Annotated in this window: 17 protein-coding genes and 1 pseudogene; 9 read left to right on the forward strand and 9 right to left on the reverse strand. The window is 59.1% G+C overall.

The annotated features are described in order from the left end of the window. Positions 1-2: 2 nt before the first annotated feature. The 3 genes from KBY08_RS16830 to KBY08_RS16840 form a co-directional block, all read right to left on the reverse strand. Positions 3-416, reverse strand: coding sequence for a VOC family protein (locus tag KBY08_RS16830; protein ID WP_058822552.1), 414 nt, complete (start codon positions 414-416; stop codon positions 3-5). A gap of 159 nt (positions 417-575) precedes the next feature. Then, positions 576-1,523 (reverse strand): methyltransferase, encoded by a 948-nt coding sequence (locus KBY08_RS16835; RefSeq protein ID WP_111522536.1) that lies wholly within the window; start codon positions 1,521-1,523, stop codon positions 576-578. Continuing rightward, positions 1,520-2,971: an iron-containing redox enzyme family protein gene (locus KBY08_RS16840; protein ID WP_225651219.1), complete on the reverse strand. Its 1,452-nt coding sequence runs from the start codon at positions 2,969-2,971 to the stop codon at positions 1,520-1,522. Before KBY08_RS16840 ends, KBY08_RS16835 begins: the two co-directional genes overlap by 4 nt. Before the next feature lie 333 nt (positions 2,972-3,304). Here KBY08_RS16840 and KBY08_RS16845 point away from each other — a divergent pair, with 333 nt between their 5' ends. Next, the gene (locus KBY08_RS16845; protein WP_003401379.1) at positions 3,305-3,823 is read left to right on the forward strand and encodes a DUF4142 domain-containing protein; all 519 of its coding nucleotides are present in this window, start codon (positions 3,305-3,307) and stop codon (positions 3,821-3,823) included. Between the two features lie 68 nt (positions 3,824-3,891). On the opposite strand, the gene KBY08_RS16850 is transcribed toward KBY08_RS16845, so the two are convergent. From KBY08_RS16850 to KBY08_RS16860, 3 genes are all read right to left on the reverse strand, one after another. Beyond that, a complete protein-coding gene (locus KBY08_RS16850; RefSeq protein ID WP_032654854.1) occupies positions 3,892-4,389 on the reverse strand; it encodes a ferritin-like domain-containing protein in 498 nt (165 codons plus the stop codon). Between the two features lie 92 nt (positions 4,390-4,481). After that, positions 4,482-4,679 carry a hypothetical protein gene (locus KBY08_RS16855; RefSeq protein WP_003401374.1) on the reverse strand — a complete coding sequence of 66 codons (198 nt, stop codon included), beginning with the start codon at positions 4,677-4,679 and terminating at the stop codon, positions 4,482-4,484. A 36-nt stretch (positions 4,680-4,715) separates the two neighbouring features. Then, positions 4,716-5,597, reverse strand: a complete 882-nt coding sequence (locus KBY08_RS16860; protein ID WP_011269424.1) for a manganese catalase family protein — start codon at positions 5,595-5,597, stop codon at positions 4,716-4,718. Positions 5,598-6,024: 427 nt separating this feature from the next. Between KBY08_RS16860 and KBY08_RS16865 the strand changes: the two genes are divergently transcribed. The 8 genes and pseudogenes from KBY08_RS16865 to KBY08_RS16895 all read left to right on the forward strand — a co-directional run bounded on the left by KBY08_RS16865 (position 6,025) and on the right by KBY08_RS16895 (position 16,117). Then, positions 6,025-6,249, forward strand: coding sequence for a DUF6555 family protein (locus tag KBY08_RS16865; protein WP_003316018.1), 225 nt, complete (start codon positions 6,025-6,027; stop codon positions 6,247-6,249). 426 nt (positions 6,250-6,675) lie between these two features. After that, complete coding sequence (locus KBY08_RS16870) at positions 6,676-8,706, forward strand: methyl-accepting chemotaxis protein (protein WP_096126714.1); 2,031 nt, start codon at positions 6,676-6,678, stop codon at positions 8,704-8,706. 214 nt (positions 8,707-8,920) lie between these two features. After that, positions 8,921-9,889: pseudogene (locus tag KBY08_RS26840) on the forward strand (methyl-accepting chemotaxis protein); the annotation flags it as partial. 216 nt (positions 9,890-10,105) lie between these two features. Then, a complete protein-coding gene (locus KBY08_RS26845; protein ID WP_370661166.1) occupies positions 10,106-10,810 on the forward strand; it encodes a methyl-accepting chemotaxis protein in 705 nt (234 codons plus the stop codon). Between the two features lie 468 nt (positions 10,811-11,278). Further along, positions 11,279-13,033: an ABC transporter permease gene (locus KBY08_RS16880; RefSeq protein ID WP_111522538.1), complete on the forward strand. Its 1,755-nt coding sequence runs from the start codon at positions 11,279-11,281 to the stop codon at positions 13,031-13,033. A gap of 22 nt (positions 13,034-13,055) precedes the next feature. Beyond that, positions 13,056-14,360, forward strand: a complete 1,305-nt coding sequence (locus tag KBY08_RS16885; protein ID WP_024640682.1) for an AAA-associated domain-containing protein — start codon at positions 13,056-13,058, stop codon at positions 14,358-14,360. A gap of 51 nt (positions 14,361-14,411) precedes the next feature. Then, the gene (locus KBY08_RS16890; RefSeq protein ID WP_011269420.1) at positions 14,412-15,479 is read left to right on the forward strand and encodes a sensor histidine kinase; all 1,068 of its coding nucleotides are present in this window, start codon (positions 14,412-14,414) and stop codon (positions 15,477-15,479) included. Further along, positions 15,479-16,117, forward strand: coding sequence for a response regulator transcription factor (locus KBY08_RS16895; RefSeq protein ID WP_003401355.1), 639 nt, complete (start codon positions 15,479-15,481; stop codon positions 16,115-16,117). Before KBY08_RS16890 ends, KBY08_RS16895 begins: the two co-directional genes overlap by 1 nt. Before the next feature lie 106 nt (positions 16,118-16,223). Here the strand turns inward: KBY08_RS16895 and KBY08_RS16900 are convergent, their stop codons facing one another. From KBY08_RS16900 to KBY08_RS16910, 3 genes are all read right to left on the reverse strand, one after another. After that, complete coding sequence (locus KBY08_RS16900; RefSeq protein ID WP_111522539.1) at positions 16,224-18,107, reverse strand: acyltransferase family protein; 1,884 nt, start codon at positions 18,105-18,107, stop codon at positions 16,224-16,226. Between the two features lie 95 nt (positions 18,108-18,202). Continuing rightward, a complete protein-coding gene (locus KBY08_RS16905) occupies positions 18,203-19,486 on the reverse strand; it encodes a membrane protein (RefSeq protein WP_032654749.1) in 1,284 nt (427 codons plus the stop codon). Between the two features lie 390 nt (positions 19,487-19,876). After that, entirely contained in the window at positions 19,877-21,496 is a 1,620-nt protein-coding gene (locus KBY08_RS16910; protein ID WP_003401346.1) for a glucan biosynthesis protein D, read from the reverse strand. Between the last annotated feature and the right edge of the window lie 392 nt (positions 21,497-21,888).

A 21,888-nucleotide genomic window follows, 5' to 3' on the forward strand; every position in this document is an offset into this window, starting at 1 on the left:
ATTCAATAAATCGCCCAGCAGCCCGGCGTCAGGAGTTCGACGAGATTTTCATCGGGGTCGCGGAAATAGACGCTCGATCCGCCTTTGGGCCATTCGGTGCGGCCTTCGATGGCGACGCTGGCCCTGGCAAGGCGATCCGCCCAGGCTTGCATCTCGTCGGCATTGATGGCGAAGCACACATGAATCCGGCCCTGTGCATCGTGGGGTGGTATCTCTCCGCCGCTCAGGTACTGCGTCTGCAACGAAGCGCCGCGCTTGAACAACAGCAGGGTGCTCACACCGCCGACGTTGAAAGCCACCAATGTCGCGCTTTCGAACATCACTTCCAGTTCAAGGGTGTCGGAATAGAACTCCCTGGCGTTCGCCAGATCGTCTACGTAGAGGGCTGTTTCGATAATCCGGTTCAGGCGTGGCATGTGTCGTCATCCTTTTCGGTGTGCTACGAGCCTGCATCGATCAACAGCAGGGTGTTGATCGATGGCTCGTGGCAAGTTTCACCGGGATGCGGTCAGGCTGACCAATGCTTGGTTCTTATGCGCGTTATAAGCATGAACTATTGAAGATATTTCGGTGGGTCATGCGGGGCGTCGGGTGACCACCAGCTCCACCGCTGCAATACGGTCCACGTCTTCGTAACCCTCTTCAAGCAGCTCTTCGCCAAACACATCCGGGTCCAGTTCGCGGTAGGTCCATGTCAGTGCCGCATGGTCGATATCGGCCTGCACCGCCTCGAAGAACGGATCGTGCTCGCCCACCATGGCCACGCCGGTGTAAAGCACCAGCGAGCCGCCAGGAGTCAGGCGGTCCAGTGACTCGCGCAGGATGCGCACAGACAGGTCTGCGCCCAGTGCATCACCTCCGTGGCGGTAGGCGCGGCGCTGGGTGTCTTTCATGTAGGGCGGGTTGGCGACGATCAGGTCGAAATTTCCGCTCAGGCCCGAGAGAATATCGCTGTGGCAGCACTCCATATTCTTCAGCCCGGCGACTGCCGCATTGGTCTGTGCGAAATGCAGCGCCTTGGGGTTGATGTCGACGGCGTGGACCTGTGCCTGCGGACGGGCGACCGCGATCAACATGGCGCCGGCACCCGTGCCACAGCCGATGTCGACGGCGCGGTTGACCGGATGCGACGTACCTTGCAGATGGCGATTGATGGACTGCGCGAAGCGGTAGGTATCCGGACCGAAAAACACCGAGTCTTCATCTGAGGTAGGAAACGCCGAATGCACCAGCAGCAGATCATCCAGGCTGGAAAATCTCACCCGGCTTTTCAAGCCGTCTTCCTTACGTTCCAGAATACCGGCAGCCAGCAACCCTTGAGCCTCCTCGACCGGCAGCATGGACTCCGGTATCAGCCGACTCCAGCCGAACACATCGCGCAGTGACGAGGCAGTACGATTTTCCGGGCGCTGATTGACGTGTTGATGAGTCAGGGGCGTGGGCGTGATGAAGCGATAGCCGCTGTTTTCAAGACGCTGCGCCAGGGCAATCAGCGCGGCGCTGTCGGGGAGGGGATGACTCATGCGTGGGCTCCTGTCATGCGCTCGGCCATGCTGTTCACAAACAGACGCGTCGCGTGCAGGCCGGCGGCGGTCGCGTGTCTTGCCGGCGACATGCTTTCGATCAACGTGGACATCTTCTCCGAGGCGGGCGCAGATTCCAGTTTCCTGTGCAGTTCGCGAACGTCCGGATCAGCATCCGCCGAGGCAGGCACAGCAAGCACAGGGGAGGGCTGAGCGCCGTCTTGCAGGTTGCGGAAACGCGCGCGAAAGGCTTCCGGAAGCCGTTTGCCGACCGTGGGTTGAGCGCTGCCATCCGACAGCCACTCACCGGCGATCCAGTCATGCACGAGTTGTTTTTCATAACCGTTGAAGACGCCGAACATCGGTGCACCTGCACCCTCGAACAGCTTCCAGAAACGGCTGTGCAGAGGGTCTTCGTGACGTTTGATCCAGCCCCTATTCTCCAGTACGGCAAGAAATTCCGGGATCTGATCGGGCTCGGCGAGCCACTCGTTAACGGTCTTGCCGTCGAGACGGCAGTAATCGGAATGCATGTGCTGACCGAACGTGCGCTTGCGCTCAAGCATGGCGATCACTTCCTGCTCCAGATCGAACGATTGGATCACCTGAGTTGAACCCATCCCCAGCTCATTGAGGCGGTAACCACTGGCGACACGACGATAAAACTCGTCGCGCTCTTGGCCGACCGGCATCAATTCAAGGACGCTCTGCGCAGCCTTGCGCGCATGGCCGGTGCTGGCGTTGTCGATCGTCACATGCAGGGTGAAATAGTAAGGGTCAATGCCCAGTTCATTCAGCTCGAATGATGTGATGAGCAAGTGCAGTGGCAGCTGTTCATAGCCCAGGTTGTAACCAATGACCTCGGGAAGGTACTGCTCGCTCAACTGCCCCAGTGAGAGCTGAATTGCGCCTTGCAGGTAGGCGTCGTCTGCCAGTGGCACGCTGGTATCGCAGTCCAGATCCGCCAGCAGTTTCCGGTACAGAGAGACGTGATTCTGCGCCTGTTCGCCGTCACCGAGTTCTTCAAGGTACGTACGAATCAGGCCGTGAAAGCGGTAGTCTGCCCAGCGTGGCAGCAATCCGTATAGCCAGGCGCCGTCGACCATTTTGGTCGGTGCGACTTGCTGAATGAAATACATCGCGTGCGCTTTGCTCTTGAAAAACCGTCGTGGTTTTCCGGCGCGGCGTTGCTCGAGATAGAGCGCGTATTGATCAGCCACGACCCCTACGTTCTGCTCCATCCACTGTTCAAGCGCTTCAGGCTGGGCCGGAAGGTCGCAGTGTTCGCGCTCGGCCAGGGCCAGGCAGTGATTCAGAAACAGGACCGCATCGTGTTGATGTTCAGGAGCACGTTCATTCATCCATGATTGATAGACGGTTTTTGAACGGGCTTCTTCAACGACGGTTTTGACGACGGCATCGCCGGTCATCACTTGAAGAGACGTCATGAAAATCGTACCTCGGCAGTTGAACATCACGTTGACGCGGTCATTCGGGGCTTCTGTTTTTCTATGCAGCGTAGATAAGTGAGTGCCCCAGTACAGGGAAATTCAGCGTAATTTTCCGGGCGCCGATAGGTGGCGATCGTGCTTATTCCAGCGGGCGAAGGTTGCGCGGAAAAAATGCATTGCCGGTCGGGGTTTACATCCGCAACAGGTGACCGCGGCATCGGCGTATGCCGTGTCCGATCAAAAAGGCTGAACGCAGGTATTTGAAGCCGGTCGTAACGTTTATGTCATCGATAACGATGACGTATTCAGCCCATAAAAGGATGACCGAAAATGAACAATTATTTTCGCATGAGCGCCATTGCCGTTGTGCTTTCGCTAGGTTCGCAAATGGCTGTTGCTGCTCAGGACGCTGATGATTTCGTAGAAGATGCTTCTGCCAAAGGCATCGCCGAAGTTCAGGTTGGCAAGCTCGCACAGGATGAGAAAGGTGTCTCTGCAGATGTGAAGGAATTTGCAAAGCAGATGGTCACGGATCACACCGCTGCCAATGAGAAGCTGGCTGCAATCGCAAAAAGCAAGAACCTTGAAGTGTCCGAAGACCCTATGCTGATGGACAAAGCCAAGGCAATGATTCTGGAGATGCGCGAGAAGTCGTTCGACCAGGCTTATGCCAACAATCAGGTCTCCGCGCATGAGCAGGCGATCAAGCTGTACAAGGAAGAGGCCGAGAATGGCAAGGATCCAGAGCTGAAGGCGTTTGCAAAGGCAACGCTGCCTACGCTGGAGAAGCATCTGGAGCATGCGAAAAAACTCGCTGCTGCGCATGGCGGTGATGCTGCCAAGAAGTAATTCCACTAGCCCGCATGACGGGATCTACACCCTGTAGACCGTCATGCGGCTGACGCTGTGAACCATGATTACTTTTTCGAAGTGGCCGCCTGGGTTCCGCCCTGTTCGGCGATCTCCGTGAGCTTTTCGTCTGCGCCTTTTTCTTCCGCCAACGTTGCACTCAACAAAGCGGCTGCCTCTTTCATATTTAAATGTCTGGCCATTGCGATGAGTGTGCCGTAACTGGCGATCTCGTAATGTTCGACCTTCTGGCATGCCCCGATCAACGCGGCATCGAGCACTGCACCTTTTTCGATCTCTTCCAGCAATTCCTTGCTTTCTTCGATCAGACCTTCCATGGCCGCGCACTTCATGCGTTTCAGCTTCAGACCAGCGCCTTCCACCAATTCATCGATACGATCGATCTGAGCCTGAGTTTCTTCAAGATGAGCCTTGAAGGCTTCTGCCAGCAGTGGATTGGTCGAAGCGCGTGCCAGACGCGGGAGTGCTTTGGTAATTTGCTTTTCAGCGCTGTAAACGTCTGAAAGTTCGTGAATGAACAAATCTTCTATCGTCGTGCGAGTCATGTTCTTGCCCTTTTCAGCGAAGAGAGACTTGTCCACAGGCGAGCGGATTGCCTGCTGGCCTGTGGACAAGTCGGGTTTGATGCGCTGTGAGATCAGCGCCGTGGCAGGTTGTTTTCAAGCAGGGTTCCAACGCCGAAACCCTTGATCGCCATCACCACCTGGAAGCCTCGGCGTGCACGCAGCGCCTGGGCTTCGAAGGCACGAAGCCCTTTTACAAATACCGCGTCGCTCAAGGCGGTATCGAACTCGCCCTGCGGCGAAGGGGATGTGCTGGAGCGAAGTTTCTTCATGATTCCATTCTCCTGAACATAACAAGGGTTGCCGTTTCAGGCATCTTTGCCCTGGACCAGACCAGAACCCAGGTCCGCCCCGGTGATCGGGTTGGCGGCCGGGTCGGACTGGGTCCGTTCCTTCATCATTTCCAGCGCCTCGGTGTCCTTTTCATTGAGCGTGACCGAGGCCGTACCATCGCCGCCATCGACAGCCGCTTGTGGCGATTCCACATACTCCCAGTCGCCGCCTTGATTCCAGGCGCCGCGTACATTGGATTCGCCGGACATGTTGAAGTACTTGTTGGTGAATTCCGGCATGCCCGGCAGCTTGCCCTGCGGGAAGTTGGGCTGGATGGCGTGCAGGGCTTTTTCAAACGACAACTGGTGTGCGATTTCCCGAGTCATGAGAAAGCCCAGCGCTTCTTTAACGCCAGGGTCATCGGTCACGTTCATCAATCGCTCGTAAACAATCTTGGCTCTTGATTCTGCGGCGATGTTGGAACGGAAGTCCGCTGTTGGTTCGCCGATGGTATCGATATAAGCCGCTGTAAAAGGCACACCGGCAGAATTGGTCAGCGGCGCACCGGAGCCGTATAGCAGGCTGGTGATATGTGAGTCATTGCCATTACCGTTGATAGCGCGATACAACTCGCCTTCTTCTTCGATGCCTTCAGCCAATTGACCTTTGGCGCCCTTATTGAGCATGACAATAATGGAACCGACGATTTCAAGGTGGCTCAGTTCTTCGGTGGCGATATCCATCAGCAGGTCCTTACGGCCTGGATCTTCTTCACTCAACCCTTGAGTGAAGTAGCGGCCGGCGGCGGCCAGTTCACCCTGAGCCCCACCGAACTGCTCAAGCAGAAGGTTGGCCAGTCCAGGATTGGGTCTTGCTACGCGTACGGTATATTGAAGTCGCTTGTTATACATGAACATGTCGTATCCTCAGGCTTTGATCTCTCGGGAAGCGTCAACCCATGTGCATGGGCTCGATTCAACGCAGTCACAGGTTATGAGAGACTGAGGAGCACGATCGTTACTGCTAACTTTTTTAAAGAGGACCGACGGTGTTTAAACTGCCGTTCAATAGAATTTTATTATTCCCTATGCTGCGCTGAATGTCCGTTCATCGTGGCGGAGAAGCCTATTTTAACCGGCTCGGCGGCCGTCACTGTTTCCCGCTGAAAACAGCGTAAAAGTGCAGTTATAAACAAACTCTATCGCCAACTAAACCCTAGGGTTCAGTTATAAAGATACATCAGGTTATGGCTAAATGATATCATTTAAATGATGGCATTAATATTTTGAATTTTTTGAAACTGCTGTGATCTGTTTTGCGAGTCGACAAAGCAGGAGCACCACAATGGCTGATGAAAAACACTACCGTATCGATTACCTGCTGCATGGCAGTTACAAGACGTTCTACATAAGAGCAGGCGCCATGGACAATAAAGAGGCCTGGCACTGGGCTTCAGTGGATGCCGGGTTCGGTGCGATCCCCAAGTACCGTTCCGACCCGGTGCCGAAGCTGAGCAAGCCTCAGGCGGAAAAGCTCGGTTTGTCGAACGTGGAGTGGGCGAGGGCTTGAAGAGCCCTCGATCACCTCGATACGACACCTACCGTCGTGCGTCACGATGTCGCACGACGGTATTTCTCTTTTGCAAAGTCTACGGTCGCCAGACTGTCAGATGAACAGTTGTTTCCCGCCTGATTGACCTGAATACCCTCATTCGAATCATGCCTGCCGCAAGCGTATTAGCGGTAAAGCGCTCTCGCCCGCCATTCGCCCGATGATCCTGACCTCACGTTAACCGTGGCCTGGTCGATAGCCCGAGTATCAGGCTATAGCACCCATTGAACTTCCTGACAGGCCACTGCTCTCAAGTGATGTCAATGTGCCTCCACCTGAATGGATGACCTCGTTCAGCACGGCATAGCTGCCCTGTACTACCCGTGATGCAAAGAAAGGAGCTTTTCCGCCCGGATCGGACACCCTAATTAAAAAGAGAACACTATGAACATCCTTTCGCCTGGTATCTACCTGACCAATCGCCTGCGTTTCCCTGCCAAGTTTGCCGTTTTAGCCATCATTATCGTTATCCCGCTGATCGTTCTCGGTCTTCGGGTTTTCAACAGCCTGAATGCAAGCATCGACACGGTCGCGCAAGAGCGCGTCGGCCGTGAATACCTGCAATTGACCACCCCCGTGCTGCGAACTTCCATGCTCCAGCGCGCGGCCAGTAACCGTCTGCTCGCCGGCGATGCCTCTGCCGCTCAGGATGTGATCAGCAATCGCGCTCAGCTCGAAACCGCTCTTGCTAATCTTGCCGACATGGACGCACGCCAAGGGCAGCAGCTGGAAACCGAGAACCGCGTACAGCGCCTGCGCGAAAGCACCCGTTCCCTGATGGACAGTATCAAGCCAGGCCTGTCGCAGGATGAAGTGTTCGCCCAGTGGAACGAGCAACTGGCCCAGACACTCAACTTTATCTACTACGTCTCGGCGACCTCGGGCATGGTGCTGGACGAAGATTACGCCTCGCTGTTTCTGATCGACCTGAGCACCATCCGTATGCCTCGGGAAATCAACGTCGCCGGTCAGATCCGCGGTATCACGGCAGGTTTGGTAACCGGTCAGGGGCTGAGTGTATCGATGCGTGGTTCGCTCGAGAGCCTGCTGAAGATCGAACTGCAATTTCGTGCGGAGCTGGAGCAAAGCATTCGACTGCTCAAGCGTCGTTCGCCAGAGCTGGCCGCGCGCATCAGTGACCCGATCACTGCCGCTACTGCAGCGATGGAAAGCTTTCGCGGCGACCTGCACGCGTACGTAAAAGGCACAGAGTTTTCGGTGCAGCAGGGTCAGGCGCTGAGTGCGCGCGGCAACGTGGTTGTCTCGGGCCTCTACAAGGCTCAGGACGAAATTCAGACCGCGCTTCAGGATGAGTTGAATTCTCGCTACGACGCCCTGGTGCTGCAACGCGAAGTCGTGATTGCCATGTGCGTGATCATGGGTTTGTTGCTGCTCTACGCGTTCTGCAGCATCTACCGCGCCTTGCGCCTGACCATCGACAGCCTGCTGGGCGTTACCCGACGTCTGGGCGAGGGCGATCTGAGTGCACGCGTAGCGGTCGTCAGCAAGGACGAAGTGGCGGATATCGCCAACGGCCTGAACCTGATGGCCGACGCCTTCGCCAGCTCCATCTCGCACATGGACCGCACCTCTTACGAACTGACGGATGTAGCGTCCCGGCTGGGCGCATCCATCGGCCTGGCCAAGCAGTCGATGAACGCGCAGCAGGCTGAAACGGAGCAAGTGGCGACCGCGATCAACGAGATGACCGCGAGCGTCGCCGATGTGGCGCAGAACACCGAAGGTGCTGCGCTGGCCGCCGATGAAGCGAATACTGCATCACGTAACGGCCTGCGCATCATGCACCAGGCACACTCGACCATTCAGGCGCTGGCCGAAGAAGTGGAACTCAGTGCCCAGAAGGTCCAGGCGCTGGCCCTGCACAGTCAGTCGATTGGTGGTGTTATCCAGGTCATCAGCACCATTGCCGATCAGACCAACCTGTTGGCCCTCAATGCCGCCATCGAAGCTGCACGGGCGGGTGAGCAGGGTCGCGGATTTGCCGTGGTGGCTGATGAAGTCCGCACGCTGGCTTCGCGCACTCAGGCGTCGACCGAAGAAATTCGCGGCATCATTCAGCAACTGCAAGGTGCGACCGACGCTGCCGTGCAGCAGATGCAGGCCGGGCAGCAGAAGGCTCATGCGTGCATCAGTGCCGCCAGCGATGCCTCGGGCAGCCTGTCGAGCATCAGTCAGGGCGTGGAGCGTATCGTCGAGATGAACACGCAGATCGCCAGTGCCGCCGTGCAGCAGCATGCGGTCTCCGAAGACATCAACCGCAATGTCATGGAGATTCGTAACAGCTCCGGGACGTTGATGCTGGGTATCGACAACAACGCGGTTACCGCCGATGAACTGGCGCGGGTCGCCAGCGACATGCGCAATGTCGTGGCGCGTTTCAAACTGATTGCCTGATTGAATCGGGGGCTGTTCAGCCCCCGGTTTCCCTCCCGAATCGGCGCGCTCGCGCGGATTGCCTTTTTCCGATCAAGTTTTGCTCTTCTGCGGCCGATAGCTCTGGCGCGCGGGTTTGCTGTCCATAAAAACAAATCTCAGCTCTTTCGTTGCGCACAAAAAAGCATCTTCAGGAGATTTTATGAACAGCAGATTTGCGAATATCAGCGTCAACATGAAGTTGGCATTGGGCTTTGGGACCGTTCTTTTCTTCACGGCTGTCCTCGCCCTTGTTGGCTGGACCAGCCTCGACAAGCTCATCTATCGCACCGACCGCATCGGCGATATCACCAGGCTGAGTGACAACCTGACCAATCTGCGAGTCGCGCGTCTGCAATACATGCTGACTGACGGCGATGAAACCGCAGCACAGAATATGCAAAGCAAGCTGGATGTGTTCAAGGCACAGCAGCAATCACTGCTCATCAGCTTCAACAACCCGGTCAATCTCAAGCCGCTGCGCGAACTGGCCGATGTCACCCGCGACTATGAAGCATCCCTGAACAGCATGCGCGCCGTGTACCAGGCCGGTGCCAAAGTGCGCAACGAGATGACCGCCAATGGTACAGCGGCCATGCAGGCCGTCGAGTCGTTGAACAATGCCGTCCTGCAGATAGATCCTGCTGACCCGGCACGCTTCGATCTGGCCCAGTTGGCGAACAGCGCCCGGCAAGACCTGGTTCTGGTGCGTTATGAAGTGCGTGGCTATACCGGCAATCCGAATGACAAGACCGAGACAGCAGCCTTCCAGCAACTGGATAGCGCGATCAGTCATCTGGACAGGTTCAAGGCCGCTTTTGGTCCTGCCAACCGCGAACAGATCGCACAGTTTGAAAGCGCTTTACGCAATTACCGCAGCTCGGTCGATGCCTTCAAGGCAACCACTCAGACAGCAGCGAGCGTGCGCAAGGATCTGACCACCCAGGGTGCGACCATCGTCAAGCTGGGCGAAGAGTTGTACGGCCTTCAGATGCAGATGGGCAAGGAAGACACCGCTCACGCGCGCAGCCTGCAGATAGGTTGTGTGGTGTTGGTCATGCTGCTGGGCATACTTGCCGCGGTGATCATCACGCGTCAGATCACCCGGCCATTGCGCGATACGCTGGCCATCGTCGAGCGTATTGCGTCCGGCGACCTGACGCATACCGAAGCGGTCACCCGACGCGATGAGCTGGGCGTCTTGCAGCAAGGCATCCAGCGCATGGAGACAACCCTGCGCGAACTGATCTCCGGTATACGCGATGGCGTCACACAGATTGCCAGCGCGGCTGAAGAGCTGTCGGCAGTTACCGAGCAGACCAGTGCAGGGGTCAACAGTCAGAAGGTCGAGACCGACCAGGTGGCCACCGCCATGCATGAAATGTCGGCGACGGTGCACGAAGTGGCGCGCAATGCCGAGCAGGCTTCCGTGGCGGCTTCCGATGCCGACCAGCAGGCGCGCGACGGCGATAAGGTCGTCGGCGAAGCCATCCAGCAGATCGAGCGACTGGCCGCCGAAGTGGTTCGCTCATCTGACGCAATGAACGTGCTGGAGCAGGACAGTGACAAGATCGGCAAGGTCATGGATGTGATCAAGGCGGTTGCCGAGCAGACCAACCTGCTGGCCCTCAATGCTGCTATCGAAGCAGCACGTGCCGGGGAAGCCGGCCGGGGTTTTGCCGTGGTCGCCGACGAAGTTCGCGGCCTGGCGCAGCGTACCCAGCAGTCCACCGAAGAAATCGAAGGGCTGGTGGCTGCATTGCAGAACGGCACGCGTCAGGTGTCGGGCATCATGCTCGGCAGCCGCACGCTGACAGACAGCAGTGTCGAGCTGACGCGCAGGGCCGGTACGTCGCTGGAAAGCATCACCCGGACCGTCTCGAGCATTCAGGCGATGAACCAGCAGATCGCTGCCGCCGCCGAACAGCAAAGCTCGGTGGCCGACGAAATCAGCCGCAGCATCGTCAACGTTCGCGATGTATCCGAACAGACCGCCGAAGCCAGCGAAGAAACCGCAGCCTCCAGCGTCGAGCTGGCACGTCTCGGTGGCCAGCTGCAGATGATGGTCAGCCACTTCCGGGTGTGATCCACCTGACGTTCGTGCCCACGCGGAGCAGCCGGACATCTGTCGTGCCGCACGCTCCCGCGTGGGAACGCAGTTCGTGACGCTCCGCGTCACAGCTCCAGGCCGCACCGCTTTCTCAGGTGAGGACGCAGAGCGTCCGGAACGGCATACGACGCGGAGCGTCGCACGATAGTCGAGATTATCGTTCCTCACGCTCCAGCATGGGCACGATAATGTTCTTTTGTACAACGCTTAACTGGCCTGAACAACAGAGCCACAGTTATATAACTATACGTTGGTATATATCACTGATACTGACAGATAAACATGAGCTACTTATGCAGGTTTCTACTGTTGATCGAAACGCTATAAGCTTTACCTCACTGTACGGCAACTATTAACTCACGGCCTTTATCTGTTATCGCTGACTGCCTGTTTGCTTATTAAAGCGGGTGGGTCTGCGCCTGCGCGGCCGGCTCGAGGTGAGCAATGCATTCGATATTTGAATTCGGTAAAAGCCTGCGGACGCCCCGTTTCGTCAAACCCGGTGCACGCACGCCTTATTGGGCCGATGGTATTTGCCTGGCCATCCTGACTCTGTTCATTGGCCTGTTCATCTATGGCCTTGGCCAGATGATGCAGCCGCTGGCGGTGCTGAATTCGAGCCCCATGAGCCTCGATCCGGCGCGCCTGCCCGAATATGCATTGCGCACTACAATGCGTATGTTCATCGCGCTGGCCGCTTCGTTGATCTTTACCTTTGTCGTCGCCACGCTGGCTGCCAAAAGCCGCAAGGCCGAGCAGGTGATTATCCCGGCGCTGGATATTCTTCAGTCGGTACCGGTGCTGGGTTTTCTGACGTTCACCGTGACCTTCTTCATGGGCCTGTTTCCCGGTCGGCAGATGGGTGTTGAATGCGCAGCGATCTTTGCCATCTTCACCAGCCAGGCCTGGAATCTCGCCTTCAGTTTCTATCAGTCACTGCGTACCGTACCGAGTGATCTGAACGAAGTCAGCCGTCAGTTCGGGTTATCTGCAGTACTGCGCTTTACACGCCTGGAACTGCCGTTCGCCATCCCGGGGCTGGTGTGGAACATGATGATGTCGATGTCCGGCGGCTGGTTTTTCGTGGTCGCCTGCGAGGCCATTTCGGTCGGCGATACCACGGTCAATCTGCCGGGCATCGGTTCCTGGCTGGCGCTGGCCATCGAGCAGAAAAACCTGGCTGCGATTGCCTGGGCAGTGGGCGCAATGGCGCTGGTGATTCTGGCCTATGACCAATTGCTGTTCAGGCCGATCGTCGCCTGGGCGGACAAATTCCGCTTCGAGCAAACCGCATCGTCGAAGCGTCCGCGCTCGTGGATGTACAGCGTGCTGGGCCGCTCCCGTGTCGCACCGATGCTGGGCTCGGTCCTGGCTGCACCGTGGAAATGCCTGATGCTGATCGACGGGCGCGTGATCTCCCGGCTGTGGAAAGTGAAGCTCACCCCAGGCGTCGTCCGCGTGCTCGACTACGCGTGGCTGGGTCTGGTCATGGCCGCCTGCCTGGCCGGCAGCGTGTACCTGTTCAGGTTCATCGAGGCGTCACTGGGCGCCAGCGACATGGTCACTGCCTTTGGCCTGGGCCTGGCGACGATGGTGCGCGTGATCGTATTGATCGTCGTCGCCAGCCTGATCTGGGTGCCTGTGGGTATCTGGATCGGCCTGCGTCCGGTCTGGGCTGAACGCTTGCAGCCAATCGCGCAGTTCATGGCGGCGTTCCCGGCCAACGTTCTGTTCCCTTTTGCGGTGATCGCGATTGTCGGCCTGCACCTGAACCCGGACATCTGGCTGTCGCCGCTGATGGTGCTCGGCACCCAGTGGTACATCCTGTTCAACGTGATCGCCGGGGCCAGTGCCTTGCCGACTGATCTGCGCGAAGCGGCGACCATGTTCAACATGCGTGGCTGGCAGTGGTGGCGGCGTGTCGCGCTGCCCGGCGTGTTTCCCTACTACATCACCGGGGCGCTGACCGCGTCGGGTGGTTCGTGGAACGCCAGTATCGTCGCCGAAGCGGTTTCCTGGGGCGATCAGCATCTGGAAGCGGCAGGCCTGGGGTCGTACATCGCCAATGCGACCCAGGCGGGCGACTTTCCACGCGTTGCGCTGGGCATCGTGGTCATGTCGGTCTTCGTGATTGCGTTCAACCGGTTGCTGTGGCGCCCGCTGTACGGGTTTGCCGAGCGACGTCTGAGTCTTGTCTGATCTTGTGTAAGGGGAGGGCGCCATCATGATGGCTGTCGAAACGCGTTGCCTGGTAGATGTTCAAAAGGTCCGACATGTGTACGGCAAAGGCAGCAAAGAGCGCCTGGTGCTGGATGACGTGACCCTGACGCTCAACGAGAACGAAATAGTGGGCCTGCTGGGCCGGTCCGGTTCGGGCAAGTCGACCCTGTTGCGCTCCATCGCCGGGCTGGTGGTGCCCACCGAAGGTGAGGTGAATTTCCCGCGCCGTGCGCAAGGGCGGGCGATGTCGGTGGGCATGGTGTTCCAGAGCTTTGCGCTGTTTCCCTGGCTGACCGTGCTGGAAAACGTCGAAGTCGGCCTCGAAGCGCAACGTGTGCCCGCCGCGGTCCGCCGCAAGCGCGCACTGGCGGCGATTGATCTGATCGGCCTGGACGGTTTCGAGAGCGCCTACCCCAAGGAGCTTTCCGGGGGGATGCGCCAGCGGGTGGGCATGGCGCGCGCGCTGGTCATCGATCCTGACGTGCTGTTGATGGACGAACCGTTTTCCGCGCTCGACGTGCTCACCGCCGAAACCCTGCGCACTGACTTGCTGGACATGTGGAGCGAAGGGCGCATGCCCATCAAGTCGATCCTGATGGTGACGCACAACATCGCCGAAGCCGTGCTGATGTGCGACCGCATCCTGCTGTTCTCCTCCAATCCTGGGCGGGTGATCAGCGAGATCAAGGTCGATCTGCCCCAGCCACGTAACCGCCAGGACCCGATCTTTCGGGCGCTGGTGGAAGAAATCTACGTGCTGATGACCCAGGACAACGACGCCGGCGAGATTCGTCAGGGCGTGTTTCCGGGCACCGGGCTGGGGATGGTGTTGCCACAGGTTTCCACCAACGCACTGGCCGGGCTGATCGAGGCGATTCACGCGCCGCCCTATAGCCTGAAAGCCGACCTGCCGGAGCTGGCCGCGGCGCTGCACTACAACGCCGACGAGCTCTTCCCGATTGCCGAGGTGCTGCAACTATTGCGCTTCGCTGAACTGAAGGGCGGCGACATTCGCCTGCTGCCTGCCGCCAATCGCTATGCGCTGGCGGATGTCGACGAGCGCAAGCAACTGTTCGCCCAGCACCTGCTGAGCTTCGTGCCGCTGGTGGCGCATATCCGTCGAGTGCTGGATGATCGTCCCACGCACACGGCACCGGCACGGCGCTTTCGTGATCAACTCGAAGACTTCATGTCCGAAAGCGACGCCATGCAGACCCTCAATGCAGTGATTCAATGGGGGCGCTACGCGGAGTTGTTCGCCTATGACGAACTGGCCGATCAGTTCAGCCTGGACAACCCGTCCTGAGGTTTGTAGGACATACTCAACGGGCCTTTTGCAACCAGCGGGATGATGCGCATGCGTGAACCTGAATCCTACGGCAAGGCCGCTATGGCAGTGCGGCTGATCGCGTTGCTGATGCTGGCGCTGGTCATTGCGGTTGCCGACACCTTGACCGACCTGGAAATCGCCGTGGGCGTATTTCAGATTGTGGTGGTGCTGCTGGCGGTCAGGTTCCTGCCGGCCACAGGCGTTATCGCGATGGCGTTGCTGTGCATGGTGCTGACCGTGATCAGTTACGAGATGACGACCTCCAGAGGCAGTGAGGCGTCCGGGCTGATCAATTGCATCATCAGCCTGGCGGCCATCGCCATGACCACCTGGCTGGCGCTGCGCATGGCGCTGGCCATCCGTTCGGTACACGAAGCGCGCTCGCAGCTGGCGCGGATCGCACGGGTCAATCAACTGGGTGAACTGACGGCGTCCATTGCTCATGAGGTCAATCAGCCGCTGTCGGCCATTGTCACCAGTGGCAATGCCTGTCAGCGCTGGCTGGCCACCGAGCCGGTCAACCTGGACAAGGCCCGCCAGGCGGTCGAGCGCATGATCAGTGACGCGAACCGCGCCGGGGACATCATCGTGCGAGTGCGCGCCCTGGCGAAGCGTTCGTCCACTCACAAGGAGTGGATCAGCGTGGCCGATACCGTCGCCGAGATCGTCGCGTTGGCACACAGCGAGATAGAAGGGCAGGGCGTCGCACTGCTGGTCGACGTGCCGGAGGGCCTGCCGCCGCTGCTGGCTGATCGGGTGCAGATCCAGCAAGTGTTGCTGAACCTGATGCTCAATGGCGTGGATGCGATGAAAAAGCTCAAGGCGGAACAGGCGCAACTGGAGGTTCGGGTGGGCTTGCAAGACGGCGGCGATATCGGATTTGCGGTGAGCGACAATGGGATCGGCGTGCTGCCGGAAAACATCCACCAGTTGTTCGACGCGTTCTACACCACCAAGGAGGAAGGGATGGGGATTGGCCTGGCGATCAGTCGTTCGATCATCGAGGCCCATGGCGGGCGCATCTGGGTCACGCCCAACCCGTCAATCGGTGCTACGTTTCACTTCACCCTGCCTACTGGAAAGATGGAAACCTGATGAGCACAGCTGCCACTGCATCACCGACCGAAGAGCCGATCATCTACGTCCTCGATGACGACCTGTCGGTGCGCTCCTCGCTGGAGGACCTGCTGGCCTCGGTCGGATTGCGCAGCATGCTGTTCGGCTCGACCCGCGAGTTCCTGGACACCCCGCGTCCTGACGCGCCGGGCTGTCTGATTCTGGACATCCGCATGCCGGGCATGAGCGGCCTGGATTTCCAGGAACATATGGCCAGGTCGGGGATTTCCCTGCCGGTCATTTTCATCACCGGGCATGGTGACATCCCCATGTCCGTGCGGGCGATGAAGGCCGGTGCGGTGGAGTTTCTGACCAAGCCCTTTCGCGATCAGGACTTGCTCGACGCCATTCAGCAGGGCTTGGCGCAGGATCGCAGCCGGCGCCAGAGTGCCGCCGTCGAAGCCGAACTGCGGCGCCGCCACGCCAGCCTCAATCTCGGTGAGCAGCAGGTGATGGAGCTGGTGGTCAGCGGCCTGCTCAACAAACAGATTGCAGCCCGGCTGAACGTGAGCGAAATCACCGTCAAGGTCCGCCGTGGCTCGGTGATGCGCAAGATGGAAGCCGATTCCCTGGCCGACCTCGTCAAGTTTGCCGAGCGCCTCAAAGAGCTGCATTGATCACCGGCCCACGCCGAGCCCTCATCGTTATACACAAGTCCGCCTTTGATGCCGGCCGGAGGCCGCTACAGCCTCCAGAAACAGGACGTTTGTACTCAGCGGCTGACTAATTCACCAATTGCGGCAGTACATAGTTGCGCACGACGTACAGCGAACCTTCTGCGCTCAAGTGCCCCGAGTCGATCTGCAGCAGCGAGCGGTTGTCTTCCAGGCGTACCAGGCAGGCATCGGCGATGCACAGTTTGTCGATCAGCGACACGAACTGGATGCCTGCCGATGCGGCCAAATTGCGGGCCGCCTGATCCACCAGCATGAGGCTTTGATCCAGAGCCGGATCGCGGATGTGCGATTCGCTCAGCCCCCAATGACGGTTGGCGATGACGCTGGGCAGCGACGGGTTCCACTGCGGGACCGGGCCGATCAGCACGATATGCTTCACGCCCAAGCCCTTGAGCCGGGTCGCGATCTGCGTCCAGTCGGTCTTGTCGTGCCGATCCTTTTGTGCGATGACCACGACGTCCGGATGCAGCTTTTCGATGCTCTGCAGGGCCGTTCTGTTGGAGTAGTCACAGGCCCTGCTGGTCGCAGAGGTGCGTCTTTGATGGTCACTCAGAGCGGGGCGGCAACTGGCCGAGGCGACCTGATAGAAAGGCGTGCTGTGTGTCAGCAAGGTACGCAAGCCGAGCGACAGCGCCTGCGCGTGAGAGTCGCCCCACAGGAACACGCCGCCCGCACCTTGCTTGCGCGTGCAGGCTTCGTCGATGGCTGATTGGCCGCGTTGGGTCAGGGCGGAGAAGGCGTCACATTTCAGCCAGTAAGGCTCGTACAGGTTGTGCTGACGATCAGCGTAATCCTGAATGAAACGCGCCTTGTCCGAAACACTGACCGGGCGCAGTGGCGATACCGCGCCGCCAGTCGCACTCACCAGCGCTCCGCCGACGAACAGCAGAGCGATCAGCGCGCCGAACGTGGCACGTCTGCTGCGCTGATCAGACGACGGCCTGCTGACGGGCTGCTCGATCAGCCGCCATGAAACCAGACCCAGCGTCACGGCCACGCCGATGCCCACCAGCACCGTGCGGGTCTCGCCCAGCAACCCGGCGTCATTCATCCACACCACCACCGGCCAGTGCCACAGGTACAGCGAGTACGACCGTGTGCCGGTCCATTGGGCCAGCGGGTTACAGGTCAGCAGCGAGTCGTTGCGCGCGGCGACGATCACCGCGAACGTCCCCAGCACCGGCATCAACACCAGATAACCCGGCCATGTGTCCTGCACGGACAGCAGAAAGAAACCGGCCACGATCAGCGTCAGTCCGATGTGTTCCAGAGCGCGTTGCTGCAGGGCCTTCAATTGCAGCGGGAACAGACAGGCGACGCCACCTGCCAGCAACTCCCAGGCGCGGGTCGGCAGCAGGTAAAACGCCGCCTCCGGCCATTGCGAGGAGGCAGGTATGCAGACCACAAAGCCTGCCAGGCTTGCTCCGAGTATCCACCAGCGCAGGTTATGCAGCGCGACGAAGCGGCTGAGCATCAGCAGCGCAATCGGGTACAGCAGGTAAAACTGCCATTCCACCGACAGCGACCAGGTGTGCAGCAACCATTTCTCATGGGCACTGGCGGTGAAATACCCCGCCTCACGCCAATAGACGAAGTTGGAAACGAACCCCAGGCTGCTCGCCACATGTGTGCCCAGCGCACTGTAATCCAGCGGCAGCAGGGCGAACCAGCCCAGCAGCAGCAAGGCAAAACACAGCGCAGCGAGGGCCGGGACGATGCGTCTGGCCCGTGACGTGTAGAACGCTGCCAGCCTGAACTTACCGCTCCTCAAGCCGCGCAGGATGATGCCGGTGATCAGATACCCCGAGATCACGAAAAACACGTCGACACCGGCAAAGCCGCCAGGCAGCCAGTCGGGGTGGAAGTGGAAGAGCAGTACCGCGATCACTGCGATGGCGCGCAGGCCATTGATGTCTTTTCTGAAGTCCATTTGAGAACGCCATCCGTTGGCTGATCGTGAGGGAGAGGGTGCCGGGGATCAGCCGAAACGTATCGGCGGCCAGCGTGGTGGTGATGGGGTGGCGGTCAGCGGGCGGTCGACGACAGTCCGGGCGCATGGCTCGCAGAAGGTTCTCTGCCGGCAATCACATGACCAATCGCCAGGCCGATGAACAGGTTGGCGACAGCGACCTCGAACATGTCGGTGGTCCAGCTGATCAGGCACCAGCAAAAGCTGATCGCCAGCAACATATGGCCGACACGGGTCTGATCATCGATCAGTCGGAACAACAGCGGAATCTGCAGCGCATACAGCAGCAAGCCGAGCACGCCCAGCATTGCCCAGAGGTACAGGGCGGAGCTGTCCATGCCGAGAAATACTCCGGCACCGTCCACCGGAAACAGCCCCATCGTGCTGCCGACCATGCCGAAGCCTGCGCCGCTGATCATCCAGCCTTCGCGACTCATCGCATTGATCAGGCCGGGCCAGGTGTTGATCAGCCGGTCATACAGCGAGGCCAGCGAGCCGCCGTTGCTGACCGCGTAGGCATCAGGACTCACGATCAGGCCAAGCGCCGGCAACAGCAGACCGATGCCTACCACCACGGCGCACACTGTCCTGCAGGTCCAGCTCATCCGCCGTAACAACAGCAGCACGATGGTCAGGGCGAAGGCCGCGGCTGGCGCTTTGCTGGTGGTCAGCACGATGGCGTAAAGCGCCACCGCACTCAGCAACATCATCATCAGGCGCGAGCGCAGGAACATGAGCAGGTACAGCGTGTAGAAGGCGATCATGATCGACAGCACGTTGGACACTCTGGCGAAACCGGCAATGCGATCCACCTCGTCCGCACTCCATGAGGTATTGGCGCTCAACTGGGTTTCACCGACGCTGTAGCTGTAGCCCTTCCACGGCACGGAGGTGAGCTTGTCCAGGGCAATCCCCAGCAGCGAGGCCAGCAGGCAAAAAGCAATGGCGCGGTACAGCAGCTTGCGGCGATACAGCAGGTGCCGGCCACACACCAGGCCGAACACCAGCGGGCTCAGCGCGAACAGACTGAACGCCAGGTTGTGCACGCTGGCGCGATGCAGCATGGCCAGCAGCCCGGAAAGCAGCCACAGGATCGTGAACGTCCAGAACAGCCATCCGGCCCTGAAGGTGCGCAGTTCGAGCGCAAACAGCAGGATGCAGGCGGCCTTGGGCAGGTAGAGCAGGGGGCTGAGGCCTGCCTGATCGAAGTAGAAGCGCAATGCTCCGGAAAAGGTCTCGACCAGAATCAGGCTGATGGCGACCCACACCACCACCGTGGACTTGTCAAAGGACATCAACGACGACCTGGCGTCGACGCCGTTCGCAGTATTCAACGCCATGCTGGCTGCCTTGTGAAATACGTCAGGGGAATTGCGCGGACAAAGCTACCGCCCGACGATCACGGGGACGTGTCGACACAGGCAGGCTTTGTGAGATGGGGGTCTGGAGCGGACGCTCGCAACGGCATGACAACAGGTATATCAGTCGCAGTTGGGGCAACTGTCAATTAATTAGTCAGGATTAATGGTTATGCGCCGCACGCCCCGTGCCCGGGACAGGACGCGGAGCGTCCAGAACGGCGTGCCCACGCTGGAGCATGGGCACGATGGTGTTCCTGCGGACGCGATCCTGCAGACACCTATCGTTCCTCATGCCCCAGCCCAGACACTTATCGTTCCTCACGCTCCGTGGAATGCCCTTCGTGACGCTCTGCGTCACAAATCTGCGGATTACGGGTACTTGCGTTTGTCCGGTGCGGGCGGGAAGTACTGATAGAGCCAGGTCTCGCTCAGCGTACGGTCGCCAGTGCGGATGAACATGCGCATTTCGACCGGCTCGACCGAGTCGCTGTCCGGTACCCAGTCGAAGGTGACGCGGTAGCCCTTGATGTCCGGCAGCACGAGGATGTTGAAGTCCTGCACCTTGCCATGAGTGACCGTGACGATGGGTTCGATCCCGGTGCCTTCCGGCAAGCGATCCAGGCCGCCACCGTTGAAGTCCACCGCAAAGCGGCGGGCCCAGGTTGTCGGGTAATGCTCGCCCGGTGCCCAGCCTTCGAGGAAACCGCCCATGCCTGAACGTGTCGCATGGACCTGTGCCAGCGGCGTGCTCACCGGCGGCAGCGGGCTCCAGAACAGCTTGTAGCCGTAGTTCATCGAATCCCCGGCCTTGACCGGCGTCTTCGGTGTCCAGAACACCACGATGTTGTCCATCGTCTCGCCGGTGGTCGGCAGTTCCAGCAGGCTGACCTCGCCTTCGCCCCACGCCGTGATCGGCTCGACCCACAGGCTTGGACGGCGGCTGTACCAGACGACCGTGTCCTGATAGCTGGAGAATTCGTGATCGCTCTGTACCAGCCCGAAGCCTTTCGGATCGGTGTCGGAGAACGCGCTGAATTGCGGTTTGGCCGGGTTATTCAGCGGACGGCAGATCCACTCACCGTTGCCACGCCACATCGACAGGCGATCCGAGTCGTGGATTTGCGGGTGGATGGTGTCGCACATGCGGCGTTCGTGGGTGCCGCAACTGAACATGCTGGTCATCGGCGAAATGCCCAACTGCTGGATATCGGTACGCGCATTGACGTGCGCGTCGATTTCCATGACCACCTGGCCGGCCTGACAGTCGATGTCGAAGCGATAGGCGCCGGTTGCACTCGGCGAGTCGAGCAGTGCGTAGACCACGAAACGTGTCGCGTTCTTGTCCGGTGTTTCGAACCAGAACTTGGTGAAGTCCGGGAATTCTTCCTGACGCTTGGCGTAACTGTCGATGGCCAGGCCGCGGGCCGAGAGACCGTATTGCTTGTTGCTGTCCACCGCGCGGAAGTAGCTGGCGCCGAGGAACGAAACGACGTCATTGATGGCGATTTCAGGCGCCTTGAACAGCTTGAAACCGGCAAAGCCCAGGTCGCCCTTGACCAGGTTCTTGTCGATGCCGCTGTTCTCGTAGTTGAACAGGTCATGGCGGAAATGCACTTCGCGCGCCTGCTTGCTCTGCGGATCGACGCTGTACATGCGCACGGGCGTCTTGAAACCCATGCCGACGTGGAAGAAATGCACGTCGAGCTGGCCGTGGACGTCTTTCCACAGCGAGTGATTCGGGTCGTAGCGGATGGCATTGAATTGCTGCGGCGTCATGTTCGCAAGTACCGGTGGCAGCACCTGCTTGTTGCTCACATACCCTTTGCTCGCAAGCTTCTTGGCATGCGCCTGCAACTCTGCAAAATCGAAGTGTTCGATCTCGCCATCGGCTGCGGCGGCCAGTGCCCGCGCAGCAAAAAGCCCTGAGGCCGATACGCTGCCGTAGGCGGCCAACGCCATGGACGCTTTCAGGAGATTTCTGCGATTCATAAAGGTGAAGCCTCTGAGTAATTCTGTGCGTCCTGCACAAAAAATGGCGCGCCAACGACTCCTTGCCGAACGCAAACTACCCACAACAGATAACAAAGACGAGATACGGTTCGGAAATCGGCCAAAAAAAAACGCCGATCAGGGGTAATGAATCCGGCGTATTGACGGCTATAACGCGGATTTTTGCAGCGCTTTAGGCTAATCGATTAAGCGCATCGCCGCGTGGCGCAAGGCTTCTAGCCGATCGGAGCAAGAAGCGCCGATCAACTGGGTGCCTTCGGACGACGCTGAAATTTTTTTTGCCAGGCAATATTCAGCAATCATTTTGCTGACGCGCGGGCTCAGCACCTGCACGACTTCAGGTCGATTTGCCCGTTAGGCAGCACCGCTAT

This window comes from Pseudomonas sp. P135, from assembly GCF_020312125.1.
Lineage (GTDB): Bacteria > Pseudomonadota > Gammaproteobacteria > Pseudomonadales > Pseudomonadaceae > Aquipseudomonas > Aquipseudomonas fragariae.

Bases quoted from the DNA above. Each gene is read 5' to 3' on its own strand.
- KBY08_RS16830 (WP_058822552.1), bottom strand. From the start codon at position 416: ATGCCACGCCTGAACCGGATTATCGAAACAGCCCTCTACGTAGACGAT.
- KBY08_RS16835 (WP_111522536.1), bottom strand. From the start codon at position 1,523: ATGAGTCATCCCCTCCCCGACAGCGCCGCGCTGATTGCCCTGGCGCAG.
- KBY08_RS16840 (WP_225651219.1), bottom strand. From the start codon at position 2,971: ATGACGTCTCTTCAAGTGATGACCGGCGATGCCGTCGTCAAAACCGTC.
- KBY08_RS16845 (WP_003401379.1), top strand. From the start codon at position 3,305: ATGAACAATTATTTTCGCATGAGCGCCATTGCCGTTGTGCTTTCGCTA.
- KBY08_RS16850 (WP_032654854.1), bottom strand. From the start codon at position 4,389: ATGACTCGCACGACGATAGAAGATTTGTTCATTCACGAACTTTCAGAC.
- KBY08_RS16855 (WP_003401374.1), bottom strand. From the start codon at position 4,679: ATGAAGAAACTTCGCTCCAGCACATCCCCTTCGCCGCAGGGCGAGTTC.
- KBY08_RS16860 (WP_011269424.1), bottom strand. From the start codon at position 5,597: ATGTTCATGTATAACAAGCGACTTCAATATACCGTACGCGTAGCAAGA.
- KBY08_RS16865 (WP_003316018.1), top strand. From the start codon at position 6,025: ATGGCTGATGAAAAACACTACCGTATCGATTACCTGCTGCATGGCAGT.
- KBY08_RS16870 (WP_096126714.1), top strand. From the start codon at position 6,676: ATGAACATCCTTTCGCCTGGTATCTACCTGACCAATCGCCTGCGTTTC.
- KBY08_RS26845 (WP_370661166.1), top strand. From the start codon at position 10,106: ATGTCGGCGACGGTGCACGAAGTGGCGCGCAATGCCGAGCAGGCTTCC.
- KBY08_RS16880 (WP_111522538.1), top strand. From the start codon at position 11,279: ATGCATTCGATATTTGAATTCGGTAAAAGCCTGCGGACGCCCCGTTTC.
- KBY08_RS16890 (WP_011269420.1), top strand. From the start codon at position 14,412: ATGCGTGAACCTGAATCCTACGGCAAGGCCGCTATGGCAGTGCGGCTG.
- KBY08_RS16895 (WP_003401355.1), top strand. From the start codon at position 15,479: ATGAGCACAGCTGCCACTGCATCACCGACCGAAGAGCCGATCATCTAC.
- KBY08_RS16900 (WP_111522539.1), bottom strand. From the start codon at position 18,107: ATGGACTTCAGAAAAGACATCAATGGCCTGCGCGCCATCGCAGTGATC.
- KBY08_RS16905 (WP_032654749.1), bottom strand. From the start codon at position 19,486: ATGGCGTTGAATACTGCGAACGGCGTCGACGCCAGGTCGTCGTTGATG.
- KBY08_RS16910 (WP_003401346.1), bottom strand. From the start codon at position 21,496: ATGAATCGCAGAAATCTCCTGAAAGCGTCCATGGCGTTGGCCGCCTAC.